This window comes from Paenibacillus sp. y28 (assembly GCF_037137075.1).
Lineage (GTDB): Bacteria > Bacillota > Bacilli > Paenibacillales > NBRC-103111 > JBBBNV01.
On record NZ_JBBBNV010000013.1, the window covers coordinates 56844 to 75284 of the forward strand.

General features: G+C 54.3%; 16 protein-coding genes and 2 pseudogenes. 10 read left to right on the forward strand and 8 right to left on the reverse strand.

Annotated features, from left to right (window positions below):
• Positions 1 to 1101 precede the first annotated feature (1101 nt).
• From WBG83_RS12365 to WBG83_RS12375, 3 genes are all read left to right on the forward strand, one after another.
• Positions 1102 to 1836, forward strand: a complete 735-nt coding sequence (locus tag WBG83_RS12365; protein WP_336745365.1) for an EcsC family protein — start codon at positions 1102 to 1104, stop codon at positions 1834 to 1836.
• A gap of 67 nt (positions 1837 to 1903) precedes the next feature.
• Entirely contained in the window at positions 1904 to 2416 is a 513-nt protein-coding gene (locus WBG83_RS12370; protein WP_336745366.1) for an acyl-CoA thioesterase, read from the forward strand.
• A gap of 218 nt (positions 2417 to 2634) precedes the next feature.
• Positions 2635 to 2961 (forward strand): YnfA family protein, encoded by a 327-nt coding sequence (locus WBG83_RS12375; protein ID WP_336745434.1) that lies wholly within the window; start codon positions 2635 to 2637, stop codon positions 2959 to 2961.
• A gap of 182 nt (positions 2962 to 3143) precedes the next feature.
• Here the strand turns inward: WBG83_RS12375 and WBG83_RS12380 are convergent, their stop codons facing one another.
• On the reverse strand, positions 3144 to 3725 hold the full coding sequence (locus WBG83_RS12380) for a thioredoxin family protein (protein ID WP_336745367.1): 582 nt from the start codon (positions 3723 to 3725) through the stop codon (positions 3144 to 3146).
• A 332-nt stretch (positions 3726 to 4057) separates the two neighbouring features.
• Between WBG83_RS12380 and WBG83_RS12385 the strand changes: the two genes are divergently transcribed.
• From WBG83_RS12385 to WBG83_RS12395, 3 genes are all read left to right on the forward strand, one after another.
• Entirely contained in the window at positions 4058 to 4669 is a 612-nt protein-coding gene (locus WBG83_RS12385; RefSeq protein WP_336745368.1) for a thymidine kinase, read from the forward strand.
• A gap of 474 nt (positions 4670 to 5143) precedes the next feature.
• Entirely contained in the window at positions 5144 to 6652 is a 1509-nt protein-coding gene (locus WBG83_RS12390) for a spore germination protein (protein ID WP_336745369.1), read from the forward strand.
• A 31-nt stretch (positions 6653 to 6683) separates the two neighbouring features.
• On the forward strand, positions 6684 to 6917 hold the full coding sequence (locus WBG83_RS12395; RefSeq protein ID WP_336745370.1) for a hypothetical protein: 234 nt from the start codon (positions 6684 to 6686) through the stop codon (positions 6915 to 6917).
• Between the two features lie 395 nt (positions 6918 to 7312).
• Here the strand turns inward: WBG83_RS12395 and WBG83_RS12400 are convergent, their stop codons facing one another.
• From WBG83_RS12400 to WBG83_RS12410, 4 genes and pseudogenes are all read right to left on the reverse strand, one after another.
• Positions 7313 to 7735 carry a (Fe-S)-binding protein gene (locus WBG83_RS12400; protein ID WP_336745371.1) on the reverse strand — a complete coding sequence of 141 codons (423 nt, stop codon included), beginning with the start codon at positions 7733 to 7735 and terminating at the stop codon, positions 7313 to 7315.
• 130 nt (positions 7736 to 7865) lie between these two features.
• Positions 7866 to 8028, reverse strand: a pseudogene (locus WBG83_RS22625) (4Fe-4S dicluster domain-containing protein); the annotation flags it as partial.
• A 1-nt stretch (position 8029) separates the two neighbouring features.
• Positions 8030 to 8293, reverse strand: a pseudogene (locus WBG83_RS12405) (AMP-binding protein); the annotation flags it as partial.
• A gap of 272 nt (positions 8294 to 8565) precedes the next feature.
• A complete protein-coding gene (locus tag WBG83_RS12410; protein WP_336745372.1) occupies positions 8566 to 9204 on the reverse strand; it encodes a GDSL-type esterase/lipase family protein in 639 nt (212 codons plus the stop codon).
• 292 nt (positions 9205 to 9496) lie between these two features.
• Between WBG83_RS12410 and WBG83_RS12415 the strand changes: the two genes are divergently transcribed.
• The 4 genes from WBG83_RS12415 (at position 9497) to WBG83_RS12430 (ending at position 13185) form a co-directional block, all read left to right on the forward strand.
• Complete coding sequence (locus WBG83_RS12415) at positions 9497 to 10231, forward strand: FHA domain-containing protein (protein ID WP_336745373.1); 735 nt, start codon at positions 9497 to 9499, stop codon at positions 10229 to 10231.
• Entirely contained in the window at positions 10228 to 11514 is a 1287-nt protein-coding gene (gene murA, locus WBG83_RS12420) for a UDP-N-acetylglucosamine 1-carboxyvinyltransferase (protein WP_336745374.1), read from the forward strand. The genes WBG83_RS12415 and murA overlap by 4 nt, the downstream gene beginning before the upstream one ends.
• Before the next feature lie 214 nt (positions 11515 to 11728).
• Positions 11729 to 12445, forward strand: coding sequence for a DUF6882 domain-containing protein (locus tag WBG83_RS12425; RefSeq protein WP_336745375.1), 717 nt, complete (start codon positions 11729 to 11731; stop codon positions 12443 to 12445).
• Between the two features lie 122 nt (positions 12446 to 12567).
• The gene (locus tag WBG83_RS12430) at positions 12568 to 13185 is read left to right on the forward strand and encodes a LysE family translocator (RefSeq protein ID WP_336745376.1); all 618 of its coding nucleotides are present in this window, start codon (positions 12568 to 12570) and stop codon (positions 13183 to 13185) included.
• 342 nt (positions 13186 to 13527) lie between these two features.
• Here WBG83_RS12430 and WBG83_RS12435 read toward each other — a convergent pair whose 3' ends face one another.
• The 3 genes from WBG83_RS12435 to WBG83_RS12445 form a co-directional block, all read right to left on the reverse strand.
• Positions 13528 to 14247 (reverse strand): YHYH domain-containing protein, encoded by a 720-nt coding sequence (locus WBG83_RS12435; protein WP_336745435.1) that lies wholly within the window; start codon positions 14245 to 14247, stop codon positions 13528 to 13530.
• 322 nt (positions 14248 to 14569) lie between these two features.
• Positions 14570 to 16114 carry a pectinesterase family protein gene (locus WBG83_RS22630; protein ID WP_442955833.1) on the reverse strand — a complete coding sequence of 515 codons (1545 nt, stop codon included), beginning with the start codon at positions 16112 to 16114 and terminating at the stop codon, positions 14570 to 14572.
• A gap of 317 nt (positions 16115 to 16431) precedes the next feature.
• Entirely contained in the window at positions 16432 to 18024 is a 1593-nt protein-coding gene (locus WBG83_RS12445) for a helix-turn-helix domain-containing protein (RefSeq protein WP_336745377.1), read from the reverse strand.
• Positions 18025 to 18441: the final 417 nt, after the last annotated feature.

The following is an 18441-nucleotide window of genomic DNA, read 5'->3' on the forward strand; positions in this document are numbered from 1 at the left end:
TATTGTGCAACCTTTCGTCAAAAATTTTATCAGAGCCGGAATAATGGTATTGAATGATTATACCTTTCCATGCATGAATACGCTACTGAAAATTATGTGAAGCTTCCTTACACAATATGAATTTATTTTAACACCGACCCCTTCGGATTATCAATTTAAAGTTTTTTATAAACCGATAAAGGAATTTTGCCGGTTGTGGGACAAAACCGCGTCACAACAACAGTTAGGCCCTGCTTATATACCGTATAAGCAGGGCCTAACCTATTTCATCCATATTCAATTTGGTAGAAGCTATCCTCCTGTAAAAATCGATTTTCGCAAACATTGGGGATGTTTGGATAAAAAAATGTTCGGATTCCCGCATGCCCGCATCCTGCGAAAGCAGCTGTCACGCACCAGTTCAACCTGCCCGTAGACGCTTTATTTTCTTTGCAGAAAATCGCATTTCTACGAAGATTCCGTCAAACCTTATCCCGCATGGGGATCTGGCGTCGGTTCACCGGATTGTCGACTGGCCGGCGTATGTGCTGAACCGTGTCGGAGCTTGTCCGCCGTGTTCCTCAATCCGCCATCTGCCTCCCTTGTGCAGTCCGCATCCCGCATGCTTCGCTAACCTGCTTCATTGGACTATCTCCTTTCGGGGCTGTCTCGAAGGTCGCCTTGGGTTTCCCTATCCGCAGCCGGGCTTGTGGGCCTTTGTGCTTACCGGTGTTATGTAATGCTGGTAAGGCTTGCTGCGTACTCTTATTATAGGCGGGCACAATTAATTTTGTAAATATTCAGAATATTTAATATTTTGTTAAAAACGCTGGAAAACCCCCTCTTTTCTTATGCTTACTTACGTTTGGTTAATATTATTCGGATTTTCGCCCAATTTTACCAAATTTGCAACCGGAAAGAAATGCATCCGTAACAACAATAGCTGGAAGCCGGATAAGCCGCCATGCGAAACCAATGCAGCCTCAGCAATCCGCGATCAAAACCGTTATCGGACAGCAAATAGCGGTATGCCGCATTTTTCGATGCCTCAAAAACCTAACAAGTAATGTAAACTATACTACGAACAGGAATAGAATTCAAATCAACAAAGGAGCTGCTCCAATGAGTGCATATGAAATTCAAGTTCGCCGCGAGCTGCTGCGCTGGGAAAACCAGCTGCTGCGTCCGCCTGGTCTGATGGAGCGCGCCTCCAAGCAATTTTCTGATAAGGTCAATCAGATCCTTCCGCAAAAGGTGCACGATACCATCACCGCCACGGTAAAAGGCATTGTGCGCACTGTGCTGGCCGGTATCGAATTCGCGCCGCAGCAGCCGCCGCAGCTTGGCCTGACGCTCGCCGAGCGGGATGCCCGGGCGGATGAGCTGCTGTCCACCTATAAAAAAATTGCCGCCGCCGAAGGGGCAGGCACAGGCGCGGGCGGAATCATGCTTGGCCTGGTTGATTTCCCGGCGCTCCTCGCGATTAAAATGCGTTTTCTGTTTGAGCTGTCGCATCTGTACGGCTTCTCCACACGTGTTCCGGATGAGCGGCTGTTTGTGCTTCAGGTGTTCCAGCTCGCTTTTTCGAGCCCTGGTGTCCGTCCCCGGCTGCTTGACGCGATCCGGCATTGGGACGAGCGGGCGCACGAGCGTCCGCAGGGCGAGACGAACTGGACCGCCATCGACTGGGAGCAGTTTCAGCGCGAATACCGCGACTGCATCGACTTCCGCAAAATGCTGCAGCTCGTCCCGGGCATCGGAGCTGTTGTCGGTGCCTGGGCAAATTACGGGCTGCTGGAGGAGCTCGGCGGGACTGCAAAAAACTGTTTTCGAATGCGGCTAATCCGGCTACAATAAGGAAATCAAATGCATTCAGGACAAGTACCCTACGGTACGCCGCCCTGCATGAGAGGAGTGTCAACCTATGGAGCCTCGTTTTGTGCGGGAGTCCCGCTGCGTCAAAACGAACCGAATCTTCCCTACCGACGTCAACAACCACAACACGCTGTTCGGGGGCAAGCTGATGGCGTATATTGATGATATCGCCTCCATTTCCGCATCCAAGCACTGTCGGCAGACCTCTGTCACCGCCTCAACGGATTCCGTGGACTTCCTGCAGCCGATTCACCCGACTGATTCCGTGTCGCTGGAGTCCTTCGTGACCTGGACCGGCAAAAGCTCTATGGAAATCTTCGTCAAGGTGATTGCCGAAAATTTGCTGAGCGGCAGACGGACCATCGCAGCCACAGCCTTCCTCACTTTCGTGGCGCTCGATGAGAAGAAGCAAACCGTGCAGGTGCCGCAGGTTATCCCGGAAACCGAGGAGGAAATCAAGCTCCACGAGAGCGCCCCCTTGCGTGCCGAGATGCGCCGCCAGCGGCGTCAGGAGAGCAAGAAGCTGGCCGAATTCATCACCGCCAAATATCCGTGGGAGTAGGCGTTCGTGCCTGCTCTTTTCTTGCATGGTGATTGGCGCGTATACGCGGCATGTTATCCGGTCCGGTTATCGCTCTGGAACAGATTTCACAAGAAGCAGCGGCAGTACCGGGAGACCGGACACGCTTATTCGTATGGTATGGCAATGGCCGGACCGGGCTCCAGAAACCGCTTTCTATCGTCCAAAATATGGATGAACAGGAGGTGTGCCGGATGCAGATGGGCCTTTCCATGGTGCTGTTCCTGCTTGCCGGTCTGGCAGAAATCGGCGGCGGCTACCTCATCTGGCTGTGGCTGAAGGAAGCCAAGCCGATGTGGTACGGGCTGGCGGGCGCTTTGATTTTGATTGCGTACGGGGTCATCCCTACCCTCCAGAGCTTTCCATCCTTCGGCCGGGTGTACGCCGCTTACGGGGGCATATTTGTTGCGCTGGCTGTGCTGTGGGGCTGGTGGGTGGATAAAAAGACGCCCGACTTGTACGACTGGCTTGGCGCCGCCATATGCCTGACCGGGGTCGCTGTCATGCTGTGGGCCCCCCGTCAGTAAAGAACAGGCGGCAGCTCCCGGACCGGACGGGCTTGCAGCGCTGTACAAGCCCCGAAGACACATCGTTGGCAGCAGCATCTGAGGGCGTAAGCTGTAAAATGCGTCGAAGAAACAAATAGAAGAGAGCTGCGCTTCGCCAGGAAGCACATCTCTCTTTTATTTTGTATATGCTATAACAAGGCTTACACTAAATCGCAAGCATCCGCCGGCATCCAATGCTTGTCCTGGCCTTCCCATTTCACGTTGCAGCCGATCGGATTCGTCAGCGGCACCGCAACCGGGCGGCCGGCTACGATATCGCCCAAGGCGTTGTCCAAATCATTGATAGTCATTTTGCTTGTATCCCGGGGCGAATCTACTCCCCTTCCGGTGTAAACGAGCTTGCGGCTTTCATCGAACACGTAGAAATGCGGCGTACGCAGACCACCGTAAGCTTTGGCGATCTCCTGTGTTTCATCGTGCAGATAGGTCCATGGGAAGCGGTGCTCATTCATGCGCTCTACCATTTTCTCATAGGAATCATCGGCGTTGGTGTTAACGCTGTTCGAGTTAATCCCGACAAACGCCACGCCGTGCGGAATGTATTTCTCGGCGGTCTGGCGAGTAACCTCGTCCGAACCGATAACGTACGGGCAGTGATTGCAGGTGAAGAATACAACAAGCGTCTTCGCCTCCCGAAAATCCCCCAAGCCGTACAGCCTTCCATCTGTTCCCTTTAATTGGAAATCCGGAGCGCTGTCACCGATTGAAAGTGTAAATGCCATCGTAAATCCCTCCCTAAGTATAGTGTTAAAGCAGGGGACACATCTGAGAAAAGAGCATCCCCGTCTAACCGGTAAATACCTTTTCATTATAGCTTACTATACCTGGCCTTCAAGCAGGTTTACCGTAATTTGAGTATTTTTGCCGTGCGATTCGGCTGTTTTCATCCGGTACGATTCATGTTATGATCAGAAACGCTTCAATAAATGAACGGACCCGCAGCTAAGGATTGACGCCATGAAACATTCACTGCATTGACCGTTTAGGGCATTCCAGTTTCACAATATCAGGTTGAAATGATCGCTCATTTTGACAACGGAGAGGAAGACATCCTTTGGCACAATTGTATTTTCGTTACGGGACGATGAACAGCGGCAAGTCGATGGATCTGCTCAAAATGGCGCACAACTACGAGGAGCAGGACAAAAAGGTGCTGCTGTTTTCTCCCGCGGTGGATGACCGGTACGGCAGCGGAGTCGTCGGCTCCCGGGTCGGGCTGCGCAAGCCGGCCATCCGGGTGGAGGAACATACGGACCTGCTGGACATCGTACGGAGCGAAATACCATCGTGCGTGCTGGTGGACGAGGCCCAATTTTTGAAAAAGGACCACGTCCTGCAGCTGAGCGAGATAGTGGATACACTAGGTATTTCGGTGTTTGCGTATGGGCTGCGGGCAGATTTCCAGGGACAGTTATTTCCAGGAAGCCGGGAGCTGCTGGCACTTGCCGACGAGATAGAGGAAGTCCGCACCGTCTGCTGGTACTGTGAGAAAAAAGCGATTATGAATATGCGGCTAAAAAACGGCATGCCGGTGTTTGAAGGCGAGCAAATTCAAATCGGCGGCAATGAAAGCTATTTGCCCGTATGCCGCAGGTGCTACTCGGCCCGGAAAAAGCTGCTCCTCCGCGATTCCCATCCGGAAGGGAACCCTGCCGGACTTCGTTAGCCGCTCAGCCAGGGGGCAGCGCCCTTACCGTTTGCCCAAGCGCTTTTTGCTGGTGCAAATCCGCGGTTTTCGGCAGCCGGCCTTCCCCCTTTACCTGGTGCTGCCTCAAGATACACCCGTTGAAAAAGAACCCTCCTTTCCATCGCTGATGGCCGGGAAGGTTCTTTTTTTTCACGAACGCCCCGGCGGGGATGCTGTCCCCTGCCATTCCTACAGCCGAAGGGCTTACTCCGAATAGCTGCGCCGATCGCTGCGAGCGGCTGCTAACTCTCCGCTGAGGCAATACCGTGGCTGCGAGTGCTATTCTCCGTCATGAGACGCCGCACCGCGCGAGGGGAGCGCCGGAGCCCACCTGCGATACCGCCCTGCAATAGGGAGCCTGTCCCTCCGGCGCTTGCCTGCATGGTTTGGCACGTTTCAGGAAATAATTAGCACGTCAGGGGGATGACCACATCATGCATACAGGAGAACGTTATGGACACGTCAACTAGCTTACGCGAGCTTCTATATGCCGGATTGGATCAAAATCTGGATCACCTGGGCGGGCTGCTGGGCAATAACAGTGACCTGGTCATCCGGCAGCTGGTGATTGGCCAGGACCGGCGCAAAACCGCCGTGCTGTTTTTTGAGGGGCTGGCCGATTCGACGACGGTGCAGCAGTATGTTTTGGGCGCTATGATGCAGCAGCATATTCTGGAGCCCGGCACGCCGGTCGAACAGGTGCCGGAGGTGTTGAAACAGGCTATTTTGAGCGTTGGCGAAATCTGCTTGCTACAACGGTTCGAACAGGTGCTGGAATGCATTTTGGCCGGCAATGCCGCTGTGCTGTTCGACGGCTGTGTGCAAGGCTTGCATGTGGCCGTGCAGGGCTGGAAGGAACGCAGCATCACCGAGCCGTCCGATCAAGCGGTCATCCGGGGCCCGAAGGAATCGTTTACGGAGACAATACGAACCAATACCGCCATGGTACGCCGCAAAATCAGGGATCGGCGCTTGCGCCTGGAGAACACAAAAATCGGAAGGGTCACCAAAACGGACGTCAGCATCATGTACATCGAAGGCATCGTCATGAAGGATGTTGTGGAGGAAGTGCACAAGCGGCTGGCCCAGATTGATACGGATAGTATTTTGGAGAGCGGCTATATCGAGGAATTCATGGAGGATTCCCACTATTCCCCGTTCCCCACTATTCAGAACACCGAGCGCCCGGACGCCGTAGCCGCCGCTTTGCTGGAGGGACGGGTCGCCATTCTTATCGACGGGACGCCGCACGCGCTTATCGTCCCCTCGCTGTTCATTCAGTTCCTGCAGTCCCCCGAGGACTACTATCAGCGCGCGGGATTCAGCAGTCTCGTACGGGTGCTCCGGTACATCGGGTTAGCCATTGCCCTGCTCGCGCCCTCCATGTACATCGCCATTACTACCTTCCATCAGGAAATGCTGCCGACAATGCTGCTGATCAGTCTGGCGGCCCAGCGGGAAGGGGTTCCTTTTCCGGCGTTTATCGAAGCGCTGATGATGGAAATTACGTTTGAAATTCTCCGTGAGGCCGGCATTCGAATGCCGCGCGCCGTCGGGCAAGCGGTTTCCATCGTCGGCACGCTGGTTATCGGACAAGCGGCCGTCGAGGCCGGCATTGTATCGGCGGCAATGGTTATCGTCGTGGCGATAACGGCAATTTCCAGCTTCGTCGTACCGAATTACAATATGTCGATCCCTGTTCGGATGATGCGTTTTTTCCTGATGATGCTGGGCGCCTCCTTTGGCTTATTCGGCATTGCGATAGGCCTTATCGCGCTCATTTTGCACCTGTGCAGCCTGCGCTCCTTCGGTGTGCCCTTTATGTCGCCGATGGCCCCGCTCAATCTGAGCGAGCAGGAGGACGCCATTTTGCGGCTGCCGCGCCCTTTTCAGCGCTTTCGCCCCAAGATGCTCAGCAAGAACCGGATTCGTACCGTTCGGAAGCCCAGGTCCAAATCATAATGAACAGCTTAAAGCGGAAGGAGCGTTCGGCATGTGGCCCATTCTCGGGATCGTAACCGTAACGATTGGAATCGCCGTCATGGAGGGACCGTCCCTGTGGCGCAAACAATATTACCGGGATTTCGCCGTTTTCAGCTTCCTCCTGCTTTGCGGCGCTATCCTCAGCATCCTGCAGGCGGCGCATGTAGCACTGCCGAATCCGATCGACGCTGTGATCTGGCTATTCAAGCCGGTCAGCGATATGTTCACCGAGCTGCTTCAATAAACCATGCCAGGAGGAAGATCTCTTTGCACAAGGGCTGTGTCAGCCCCGGCAATTGGTTCATGCTGTAGTCGCTGTATGGATTGGCAGCGCTGTTCCGGTCGTCTCCAGTAGATCAAACCTGAAGCAACGTCCATTTCCGGACCGCGGGAAGAACAGCCAGTAAGCTGCAAGTGGCGTCGAAACGTTATTTCGTTAATGACGGAACACTATACCACTATACTAATGACATCAGTAAAAATGCCGGGCAGACGCAAATGGGACGAAGGATAACACTCTAGGCGGGCATGCAGGATCGGAGCGTACGGAGGTCCGCCGTATGACCGCGATTGTACCGCCTGCCAACTATCCCCTGTCCCCAGAAGCACCTGAACGAAGCGGCAGGCTGTTCATCGGCGCTATAGGCTCCGAGCCACCAATTCGGCGATATCGAGCGCCTGGACCCGTGCATCCGCTTCACACTGCTTCAGGACGTCCGCAATCATCGTCATGCAGTAAGGGCAAACAGTGGCGATGACCGCAGGCTGCGCTGCAAGCAGCTGGCCGGTCCGCGCTTCGTTGATTCGCGTTCCTTCCTGCTCCTCCATCCACATCCGTCCGCCCCCCGCCCCGCAGCACATGCTTTCCGAACGTGACTGCGCCGCTTCAACAAGCGTCAAGCCGGGCAGAGCGCTTACTATTTGGCGGGGACCCGCATATTCTCCGTTATAGCGCCCCAAGTAACAGGAATCGTGGTAAACCACCGTTTCCTTTCGTTCCTGCTTCGGATGCAGGCGCCCCTCTCGCAGCCAGCGGGCAATTAACTGCGTGTGATGATACACCTGAATATCGGGGGACAGTCCCAGATCCGGATACTCATCTCGGCAGATGATGCGGAAGCCGCCGGAAATGTGGAGACCCGTCGGGATCTAAAAGCCTGCAAGGAAGGCGCCCAAGGGGATCGCGAGGTTATCGCTGTCCCTTTGTCCGTCAAATGATCCCGAAGCTTCACAATTAGATGCATCGGCGAGAGAAGCTTGCCGGTGGACGAGGCCGGGCAGACGCTTGTACAGCGGCCGCATTCCACGCAGGCATACAAATCCAGCAGCTGATCCCGGCGCAGCCGCTCAATGCGCAATGACCCGTCTCAGGGGCACATCATGCTGCAGCCGCTGGACTTTGGGGAATACCCTATCCAGACACAGTAAAAACTCCGCTCCGCAATCGTTGAAATGAGCGTTCAGCTCCCGCTCGGTATAAAGTGGATTCGTCTGCACAACAATGCCGCCTGCGGACAAAGTCCCGTAATAACCAATGACATACTGGGGGCAATTCGGGAACATTAGAGCCACACGGTCGCCCTTTGCCAGACCAAGTTCCGTGAGAGCGTTTGCAAACCGGTAGCTGAGCTGGAGCAGCCTGCGGTACCCACTTCATGCCGTCCTCGGCAACTTGTCCCTGCTCCACCACAAGGCGCTCTTCCGTATCGAACGTCTGCTTCATGCATACAATCCATTTCATCCCCATCCGCCTCCTCATTGTTCCGGATGTGCGACCTGCTATGATCTATGTGTATGGGTGTGAGCTTGCCCATCATTCCAGCAATCGTTGCGGCCATCCTGTCCCGATCCCGGACTCTCCATGCAAAGAAGCGCCAAGGCCGGCAAGCGGCCTAAAACAACGGCGCATACCCGGCTTGATGCACCGCCTTGGCCATCACAGTGTAGCCCTCCGCATTCGGGTGAACCTGATCATCGCTAAGCAGCTCCTTTTCCTTGCCGACAAAGCCATGGTACACGTCAACCACCAGAAGATTCCGGGACTCGAACCTGCGCAGCATTTTGTTAAACCGTCCTACCCAGAAAGCCGCCTCCGGGATTTGGGGCAGCGGATTGTACAAATCAGTAAGACGGACCGCATAGGGCCGGACTGACGATTTCTTCAGCTGTTGGATCAAATCGGTAAGCTGCTGAAGCTGATTCTGGCACCGGCGCAGCGCCTCTCGCAGAATCATCTGATCCGGATCGCTGAAATATAGCTTCGCCGCCGCCAGCATATCGTTGCCGCCCGTGGTGACCGTTATAAAATCCGCGCGCTCCACATCGGCGCGCAGCGGCGTTTCGCGCTTCAGCTTCTCCAGCAGCTCCCCGGTTTTCAGTCCGCTGATTCCGTTATTCGTCAGTGCTACCCGCTTGCCGGACGACGCTTGAACCAGAAGCACACGGACCAGATCGGTAAGCCCCAATCCGACAGGAGCCCCTACTCCAGCGGTCAAAGAATCCCCCATCGCCACATACCTGATTTCCTTCATGCCCGCACCCTCCTCACCGCTTCTGTTGTAGTGTATTCACCTGCTATGACATTTGGGCACACCCGTGCCTGGAAATCCGGCAGCGACTGTGAACCAACAATTCTCTTGCACCCTGCAGTTCATCAGTCAACAATAACCCGGCTGTCAGACACCCGCCATTTCCCCCCCGCGCCGAAATACGGTAAGATGGATAAAGGGCTTCTTTACTATTTTTGCTGAATACCGCTAAATACCATTGAATCCGCTGGATGCAGACCGCTTTATTCATACAAAATCAATACCGCAGGAGGGAATGTCAGTGGAAACATACGGCAGCTTGTACATCGTCCGGGGAGAACCGTTCCGGCCGGGCACCTGCGTCAGCTTGTCTGATGATTCGCTCATTGTGGGCCGGTTGTCCAAGGAAAATACGCCTGAGGTCGCCTTTACGAACGCTTTCGTATCCCGCAAGCATCTGCTGCTGCGCCGGGAGCTGGACCAGGTCGTGCTGGTTGACCTCGGCAGCAGGCACGGCACCGAAATTAACGGGGTTCGCCTGGCGCCTCACACCCCCTATACATTGCGTTCGTTTGATATTATCCGGCTCGCCAAGGGCATGGTTGTGCTCCATTTCTCCCATGCGTATGCCGATCAAACCATCGAATTCGAACCGCTCAGCTATACCCGCCAGTGGGACCTGTCCGAGCAGGACCGGACCACCGTTAACTGGGAAAAAAGGGAATGTCTTATACAAGGCAAGCGTATCCCCATGTCGGAAAAGGAGTATCTGCTGCTGCGTCTGCTGCATGATCATCCAAACCGGCTTGTCCCGAATGAGGAAATTAAAAGGAATGTCTGGTCCGAGCGTGCGCGGGATCAGGACGGCATCCCGGATGTGACGATTGACGAGCTGAACGCGCTCGTATACCGTATCCGCAAAAAGTACGGCAAAGACACGTTTTGCCTGAACACTGTGCGGGGCAGCGGAATCATGCTGGAAACGGAGACAGCAGAAACTCCATCCGAAGGCGGGCATTCATCCAGATGACCAAAAACATAATCGTCGAACCGTCCGGGCCGCTGACAGGTAGCGTTCTCGTTCCCGGCTCCAAAAACAGCTCATTAGCCTTGCTGGCCGCCGCCTGCCTGGCAGATACGCCGGTGACACTGCAGGGCATTCCCGATATTTACGATGTCAAAATCATTTCCGGTATTGGCCGGGATATCGGCTTCACGCTGATGCGCGATGCTGTATCCGGCGATGTGCATCTTGACCCGCGATGGATTCACAGCGCGACTATTGACCCGGGCAAGGCGTCCGCGTACCGGGCGTCCTATTACTATGCCGGCGCTCTGCTGGCGAAGTTCGGCCGGGTTACCATCGGGTATCCGGGCGGAGATGATTTCAACTCCCGGCCGATTGACCAGCATATCAAAGCGTTCCATGCACTGGGCGCAAAGCTGACCATGCATAACGACTACTACACCGTTGAAGCGGAAGAGCTGCGGGGGGCCGATATTTACTTCGACATGCTGACCTCCGGCGCTACGATTAACGCCATGCTGGCGGCTGTCCGGGCGCGCGGAACAACACGGCTGTACAACGCCGCCGGCGATCCGGAGGTAGTCGATACAGCACAATTCCTTAATCGGCTGGGCGCCCGGATCAGCGGTGCCGGCAGTCCGGTCATACGTATTGAGGGCGTGCCTTATTTGGAGGGAGGCATATACGGGGTTATTCCGGACAGGCTCATTGCAGGAGCGTTTCTTATGGCTGCGGGCATTAACGGCGGTCAGGTGGAGGTCACCGGTGTCATTCCGGAGCATCTCGGCTCCTGTATCGCCAAGCTCCGTGAGACCGGCATCGAGATAGAATGCGGAGAGGAGCGGATTACAGCCTACAGCATCGGCTCCATCAAGCCAGTCCGGCTGCGGACAGGCATGTACCCCGAGTTCGCGACAGACCTGCAGCAGCCGATGACCGCCCTGCTCACCCGTGCCCATGGGCAAAGCGCTGTAACCGACCGCGTGTATCCGATGCGGTTTAATCATGTCCCCCAGCTCATCCGGCTGGGGGCCTCCATTCAAATGCGGGGCGATACCGCCTATATTGACGGCGGCCGGCCGTTAATCGGCGGACGCGTTCATGCCACCGATGTGCGGGCGGGAACGAGCCTGGTGCTGGCCGGCCTTGCAGCTGAAGGCATCACGACCATAACAGACACCTTGCATATGGAACGCGGCTATGCCGACATTATCGGCGCTTTCCAAAGCATCGGGGCCCGAATCCGCTGGTCCGAGGAAACACTGCCTTCAGCCGCACAGGCGTAAACATACGATTAGCCTGAACCCCGGCACAATCAGGAGATACAGGAATATAAACCATTTATTGGTCATATTACGCCTGGCTTTTTTCCAAAAGAAATGGCCGGGCTTTTCATTTAATATGGAATTTCCTAGATGGTATTCCGATATATGCAATACATTGTGCTACATTTACATTCCATTAACAATAAAGCTGCTTAAGGGAAAGGAGCGCCCTTCCTTGTTTTCCTCGTTTTTCAAAAGAAAATCTCCCTGGGATGAGCTCTTTACGCAGCACGGAGCTTCGTCCTATTTTAAACAAATGGTGCTGGCCGGCATGGTTGAGAACTACGACTGGTTGTTTGACATGGAGAACGGGACCTTGTCGTTCCTGGATGATCGTCAGCAGGAAATCCACCGTTTTGAGGTTCAGATTATCGGAACGCATTCCTACCGGGATCATACCTGGCTCTGGTCCTGGGCCAATGAAAAATCCAACATTCCGGAACGGCTGCTGGAAGCCGCCCGCGCGCTCAAAGCCTACGGAATCCAAAACGGCGTACAGGAGCTAACCACGCCCCGCTTCCTTATCAATAATGAGCTGAGCGAGTGGCATTTGGCCTTGACGGCCTCCGGCCTGACGGAAGCCAACGGCTTTTATTTGGGCAAGCAGGAGCACAATACCGTCGTTTTTCTGGTAGAAAAGCATAATTATTCGATTCGGGAGGAAGAGGACAAGCAGGACCTGTATGCGTCGGCATATTTCGATTACTTCTGGAAATTTACCGAAAGCTTCAAAGTAAACGACCATTATGCCGCCATGAAACAGTACTTGGCTTTTACAGAATTCGAATACGAGGAGCGTAGCGGGGATATCATCGTCCATCTCAGCGAGCCGTATTTGAAGGTGTCCTTTCATAAAAACAAAACGTTAAAAGATATTGAATATAGCTCGTAAGTGAAACGTACTGCTGTACGGATACGGCGGCGGAATTCATTCTGTGTGAAAACAAATTGACATTAAGGGACAGACTTCCATAGAATGGGGTAAATTCATACAGGTTCACTTGGGAGGATACGATGGAGCTGTTTATCAAAAGTGTGGTCATCGGGTTTTCCATCGCAGCGCCGGTCGGGCCGGTCGGACTGCTGTGCATCCGGCGTTCACTCCTGCAGGGAAGACGATTCGGATTCGTATCCGGCTTAGGAGCGGCTACGGCAGATACACTGTATGGCGGGGCCGCTGCATTCGGCTTTACGATGATCGCCCCGTTTCTTTTGGCCCACAGAGGCTGGATTCAGCTGCTCGGCGGGGTTTTCCTGCTTATTCTCGGTATCCATTTCATGCGTTCCCGTCCGGCAGAGCCTGGAGAAGACAGGCTGGCAGGGGGATTGCTGTCCTCCTATATCAGCGCCTTTCTGCTCACAGCGGCTAACCCGCTCACGATATGGTCATTTATCGGGATTTTTGCCGGCGTCGGGATGAGCGGCAAAGGAGGACTCGCAGCCGTGCTGCTGGTCAGCGGAGTATTCACCGGCTCTCTGCTTTGGTGGATGCTGCTGACAACCGGCATGGAACTAATCAAGCGGTGGATGAGCCAGGGAATGCTGCACTGGGTCAACCGCATAGCCGGGCTGGGCCTGGTCGTCCTGGGGGCTGTATCGGTGATTAATGTTGCAGCGCACTGGCTCCGATAAGGGGCGAAGCCCTATGGAGGAAGGCTTGCTTGTTTTAAGCAAAAGCATCCGGAATGCTGAACATAACCAGCCCCCAGTTTGCCGTAGCGGTGCTTCTGGAATTCATTGTATTCGTTCCGGTCGTCCTGCTGGCCGCAGAATGGGGCCGACTATTCCTGTTTTCCGGCCATGAATACCTCGCTCCTCCGGACGTACACGCCCGGTGCAGTGACGGCGGTGCTTCTGGTCCTGCCTTCTACCGGATTACATACTTTACGCTTGCTTCAGAAGGGGCTTGTGACCTGGGGCCAAGCAGTACCATTTCAGGTAAAATAAAGCCGCAGCGCCATGGAAGGACACCGCCTACTCAGCCTCGGCCGGAGTCTCCTTCGAAATGTAGAAGGCGTTATTTTCAAACCGTGTGGTCAAGCCCAGCTCTTCGACTGAATACCTCCAAGTCATCGGAAAATATGTAACATCATTTAATACGAGCACAGGGTACTCTTCCTTGCTGTTGTCTACCCAACTGTCATTGACGAAAACGTTGAAATCAGGCTGCGCCGCAAATAGCTTGGCCGGTGGTGTGCCCGGCTCCTGCTCCAGAGCCGCTGCCGGCTGAGAGCTGCTGCGGATCGAGAACCCGGTTTCCGTGCTCCACGCTGTCTCCAGTCCCAGCGCCTGTGTATAACTCCAGGTCATCGGAAAATAAGTAATCCCCTTATATTCAAATACGGGATAGCCGGTCTGGCTCATAATCTGTTCCCCATTCACATACACTGAGTAAGCGGGCAGACTCACTTGAACGGTCCCAGGCGGAACTGTTTCCTTAGGCACCGACGCAGATCCGGCCGTGCCGGAGGACGTCCCCGTGCTGCTGCTTGAGGAGCCGCTGTCCGAAGAGGAGCTGCTTGAGGAATCGCTAGAAGAGCCGCCGCCATTATGATAATGATACTCCCCGTATTCCAGGCCCCATTTCTCGCAGTTGGTACGGCACGTATGTCCGCCTTTGGCATCTGTACGACCCGGATGGGCGTCCGCAATCGTTGCCGCCGACAAGGAAGCAGCGAAAACAGCCGCCAGCATAACTGTCCTTCTCACAAAAAAACCTCCCAAATCTAAAAATCTAACACCATAGTTTGGGATAATTTTACTATATTAACAAGATCGTGACTACCCTCTCCGTCCGCCGAATCCCCCCTCCTTCATTCATTCGAAAACACAAGCAGCACCAAAAAATGAATCGTACTGAAAATAACAAAGCAGTCCTCATCCGGCATATACCGGATAAAGACTGCTGGCCATTTATTCCCGGCCCCTGCCGGTACCTCGGCAATACCGCAAGCCGTTCTATACGTCCGCTGAAAAAACGCGAGGCTTCGCTGTAGGAAGGATGCCGGGCGTGAAATCAGTGCGCCGGGTCCCAGCCGTCGCTTCCCGCCAGAACCGTCTGCGTATTGATTGCTGCCGCTTGGGATGCGGTCAGCTGATCACCCCAGCTCACCCGTCCGGAGGTGGCTGCGCCCGGCCCGGTATTGCCGTATTCGGCGTAACGGGAGGTGCTCTCCTTGGAGGTGTCGCCCCAGTTATCCCAGCCTGCCGGCTTAATGTGGGTATCCATCCACGTATACAGGTACGTCACCGAGCTGTACGGCTGCCATGGTCGGCCGAGCGCCACCACATCATTCAGCGAACCGGAACGGGTCAGACTGCTCGTAATAAACACGTAGCCATAAGGAGTCGCCTGAGCTGTGGAAGCGGCTGTCACATAGCCGTTATTAAGGCTCTTCATTTCACAGCTTTCAAATACAGCCGTAGCCGAGCCGAAAATATAATCTACAGTCCCCTCAATATACGAGTCCCGGTAGTACTGCCTCCCGGAGCCTGTGGCATACAGCGAATCCTGATTGCCAAGCACCCGCACATTGCGAAAGGCGGCGCGATCCCCGGACACGTATAAAGCCACCGCCTGCCCCGCAGTCGGTCCAGCCGTATTGCGGAACGTAATATTGTGTGCGGTGAAATCGTTCCCTCTCACAAACACACTGGCGCTGTTCGTTGTGCTGCCGGAGGAGCTGGATGTATCCGCGTACGTCAGAATCGTCCCTTCCGCGCTCTCCCCAATCAGTGTGATATATGGCTTGTTAGCGGGAAATGTAATTTTCTCAGGATAGGTGCCGTTCTTGACATAAATCGTGACAGGGCTGGTGTTGTTGACGGGAATGGCATCAACAGCGGCCTGGACGGTGGTATAGACGCCGGTTCCTCCGCTTGCGCTAACGACGAGTGCGCCGGACGGAATAGAGGACGAAACCGCCTTGACCAAAATATCATCCAAATAATGCGAACCGGCGCTGCTGTTCGGCGTAAAAGAATCGAAGCCGTCAATGGAGGCAACCGCACTGTAGAAGGCCACGCCACTGGCCTTTTTTACTCCATTTACGTACACATCGGCTGTATCCGTGGACGGATCGGCTACGATGCGGATACTGTACCAGGTGTTAGCCGCGTAGCCGCTCAGCAGCGTTACATACGTATCCCCGGAATTGCGGTAGGACAAGCTTCCTCCTATAGTTTCGATGGACACCGCAGGCGTTGCGCCGCTCAGCAGACGAAACACCTTGGTGCTGTTGACAAGCGAAGGCTGCATGAATTTAAATTCCGCATCGATCTTGCCGGTCTGGGCGGTAAAGGTCTTTTTCAGGCTGACCAGCCCGGAGGTGCTCGTGTCATTCAGGTACACGCTGCGGTTGGAGGAGCTTGGAACAGCGACAGCCCGGACAGTCCCTCCAGCCTCAGATAGGGTAAAGCCGGAAGGCTGTGACCCGGTTGCGGTACTGTTGAAATTGACATCTGCCAGCGTAGTGTCTGCCAAGGCACTTCCGGCCGGGACAGCCGCGATCAGCATTCCCGTCAAAACGAGAACCATGCGAAATAAAGACCGTGATTTCATCCATACTTCAGCTCCTCTGACGTATCCTTGTTATTCGTAAGCATAACGTCCCCCGCCCAAATCGAAGCTGCAGGCCAGGGTCCCTTCCTACCTTGCGAATCATCCCTCCCGGCTTATGATTGGTTACAAACTGACTGCACCTGCTGCGGTTATCCCGCACCACCTCCTTTCATTCATTGGGCTGAGACGAGACCGGATGTGTACGACGCTGCCGCCGAACGGCCGGCTTCCAGCGGAGTCTTGCCTGCAGACAAGCAAGCCTCGGCCTTCTCCCGTCGAGTATTGAAGCTGCAAGCCGGAAGAGCTTCCTTCACATATTACCCGCCACTAATCTGCTTATCGCTCTTTTCCCGGTAATTGCCCGGGGTCATGCCGAAGGTTTTGCGGAAGGAGCGGATAAAGGCGCTAATGTTTTTGTACTGCAGCCGCTCGCTGATTTCCGAAACCTTCATGTCCGTCGTTTCAAGCAGCTGCTTGGCCTTGTTCATCCGGCACTCCATCAAATAATTGCTAAACGATACGCCGGTTTCCTTCTTGAACACCCGGCTTAAATAAACCGGATGGAAGCTCATCGTCTGCGCGCATTCCTCCAGCGTGAAGTCGCGTTCATAATGCTGGTGAATGAGCCTTACCATCTGATCCGCAATATTCTCGTACTGTGCTTCCGCCTGCTCGGCCAAAAAAACCGTAACCGGCACAAACAGCTGCCGCTGAAACCAGTCCGTAATATCCGGAATCGTGTTCAGCTTCATAAACTGCGCAACCGATGCCTGAGGTCCGATGACCTTTTTCAACGGGACGCCCTGTTCGTGGATCATTTGATATATTTTCGAAATGAATGCAATCATCAGCTCCGAATACTCGCTGAAATAAGCCTCCCTGCCCACGATCACTGACAAGTATTCGCTAAACAGCATCGCGGCCTTGTCCGGCTCGCCGGTACGAAGAGCATGCAGCAGCCTCTCCTCCATCTGCATCAGCTGCTCGTATAGCATCGCTTCCATCTCCGTTTGGCTGCTTGTGTCCCCATACTGCACAATAATGTCTTGTCCGAGCCCGACACGGGAGCGAAGCGCCCCCAGGCTCTCCTCGTGGGCCTTCGCCGTTCCGGAAATACATTCATAGGGTTTGCTGATTCCTATGCTGACAGACAGCTGCAAATACTTCTTCACCTTGCTCTGAATCCGCTCCGCCATACGCCACCATCGGGATAGCAGCTCATGGCCGTCTAAGGTATCCGAAGCAAGCACTGTCACCTGGGACTGCTCCATCACAATAGGGCTGAACCGGGTTAGAGGCAGCAGGTCGCTGACGATATTGTTGATCGCAAACAGCAGCAAATCCTTGTCATGCTCCCGGTAGCGCGTCCCGTGAAGTGTATCGATTTGCAGCGTCAGCACGCCAAGATAGCGCCAGTCGGAAGGAAAATCGTACTCCCGAGCCCTGTAGTCGAACTCCTGCTTGGGCATTTGCCCATTAATTAAGCGGAACATGGCGTATTCTTTGAGCTGTGTCACTTGAACGCGCATTTGCTGCTGCAGCTGCCGGCCCGTGCTGGTCAGAAGCTGCAGCCGGTCCTCGATATAGCGGAGCTCGTCCTCTCCTCTTGTAACGCCGCTGCCCATCGAAGTATCCGGGCTCAGCTTCTTCGTCATTTCGAACAGCCTCTGGACCGGAAGATACATTTTACGGCTGCCGTAGTAAGCCCCCACCAGAGCGAAGGCTGCAAGCAGCGCGCAGGAAGCAGCCGTGACCCAGACCATGCTTTGTGTTTGCTGTGCCAGCTCCCGATTCGGGGCGGTGTATACATAGACCCATGCGTTGTAGATGGTCATAATCCCGATAATGATGACCGGAATGGCGCCGAGCATCAGGCTGTAGCTAAGCAGCCGAAGCCAATATTTGGGCATACCGTTCAAGTCTCCCTTCAGAAGGCAGCACATCATAGCGCGTTTATTTTATTTAAATTTTTTCCAAATCCGCTATAGGAACCGCTTTCATTTTAGTGTAAGAAGCACTGTTCTATCTATAATATCTATCCATATATTTCCATAAAATGACATTGATATGAAACTAATTATAGTACACCGGAGCACAAATAAATTTTCTTTTCTTGCTTTTCTGAGGCAAATCTGATGCAATTTTGTCCTTTTATTACCTATTTATTCCTTTTTATAATGAAAAGTAGATTCCCGTCCCTTCGATAATGGGCCTGATACACAGGTCTGCATGGTTTTGGACCGGCGGCAAACAACTCAAACCGTCATGGCTTCATCGCCGCATCCCCGGTATGAAAGCATGGACTTTCACAAAAAAACGGCGGACCT

What these genes read in the sequence shown, in the direction of transcription:
- WBG83_RS12430 (WP_336745376.1), top strand. Translation starts at nt 12,568, where the DNA reads ATGGAGCTGTTTATCAAAAGTGTGGTCATCGGGTTTTCCATCGCAGCG.
- WBG83_RS12435 (WP_336745435.1), bottom strand. Translation starts at nt 14,247, where the DNA reads ATGCTGGCGGCTGTTTTCGCTGCTTCCTTGTCGGCGGCAACGATTGCG.
- WBG83_RS12365 (WP_336745365.1), top strand. Translation starts at nt 1,102, where the DNA reads ATGAGTGCATATGAAATTCAAGTTCGCCGCGAGCTGCTGCGCTGGGAA.
- WBG83_RS12445 (WP_336745377.1), bottom strand. Translation starts at nt 18,024, where the DNA reads ATGCCCAAATATTGGCTTCGGCTGCTTAGCTACAGCCTGATGCTCGGC.
- WBG83_RS12410 (WP_336745372.1), bottom strand. Translation starts at nt 9,204, where the DNA reads ATGAAGGAAATCAGGTATGTGGCGATGGGGGATTCTTTGACCGCTGGA.
- WBG83_RS12415 (WP_336745373.1), top strand. Translation starts at nt 9,497, where the DNA reads ATGTCAGTGGAAACATACGGCAGCTTGTACATCGTCCGGGGAGAACCG.
- WBG83_RS12390 (WP_336745369.1), top strand. Translation starts at nt 5,144, where the DNA reads ATGGACACGTCAACTAGCTTACGCGAGCTTCTATATGCCGGATTGGAT.
- murA (WP_336745374.1), top strand. Translation starts at nt 10,228, where the DNA reads ATGACCAAAAACATAATCGTCGAACCGTCCGGGCCGCTGACAGGTAGC.
- WBG83_RS12395 (WP_336745370.1), top strand. Translation starts at nt 6,684, where the DNA reads ATGTGGCCCATTCTCGGGATCGTAACCGTAACGATTGGAATCGCCGTC.
- WBG83_RS22630 (WP_442955833.1), bottom strand. Translation starts at nt 16,114, where the DNA reads ATGAAATCACGGTCTTTATTTCGCATGGTTCTCGTTTTGACGGGAATG.
- WBG83_RS12375 (WP_336745434.1), top strand. Translation starts at nt 2,635, where the DNA reads ATGGGCCTTTCCATGGTGCTGTTCCTGCTTGCCGGTCTGGCAGAAATC.
- WBG83_RS12380 (WP_336745367.1), bottom strand. Translation starts at nt 3,725, where the DNA reads ATGGCATTTACACTTTCAATCGGTGACAGCGCTCCGGATTTCCAATTA.
- WBG83_RS12370 (WP_336745366.1), top strand. Translation starts at nt 1,904, where the DNA reads ATGGAGCCTCGTTTTGTGCGGGAGTCCCGCTGCGTCAAAACGAACCGA.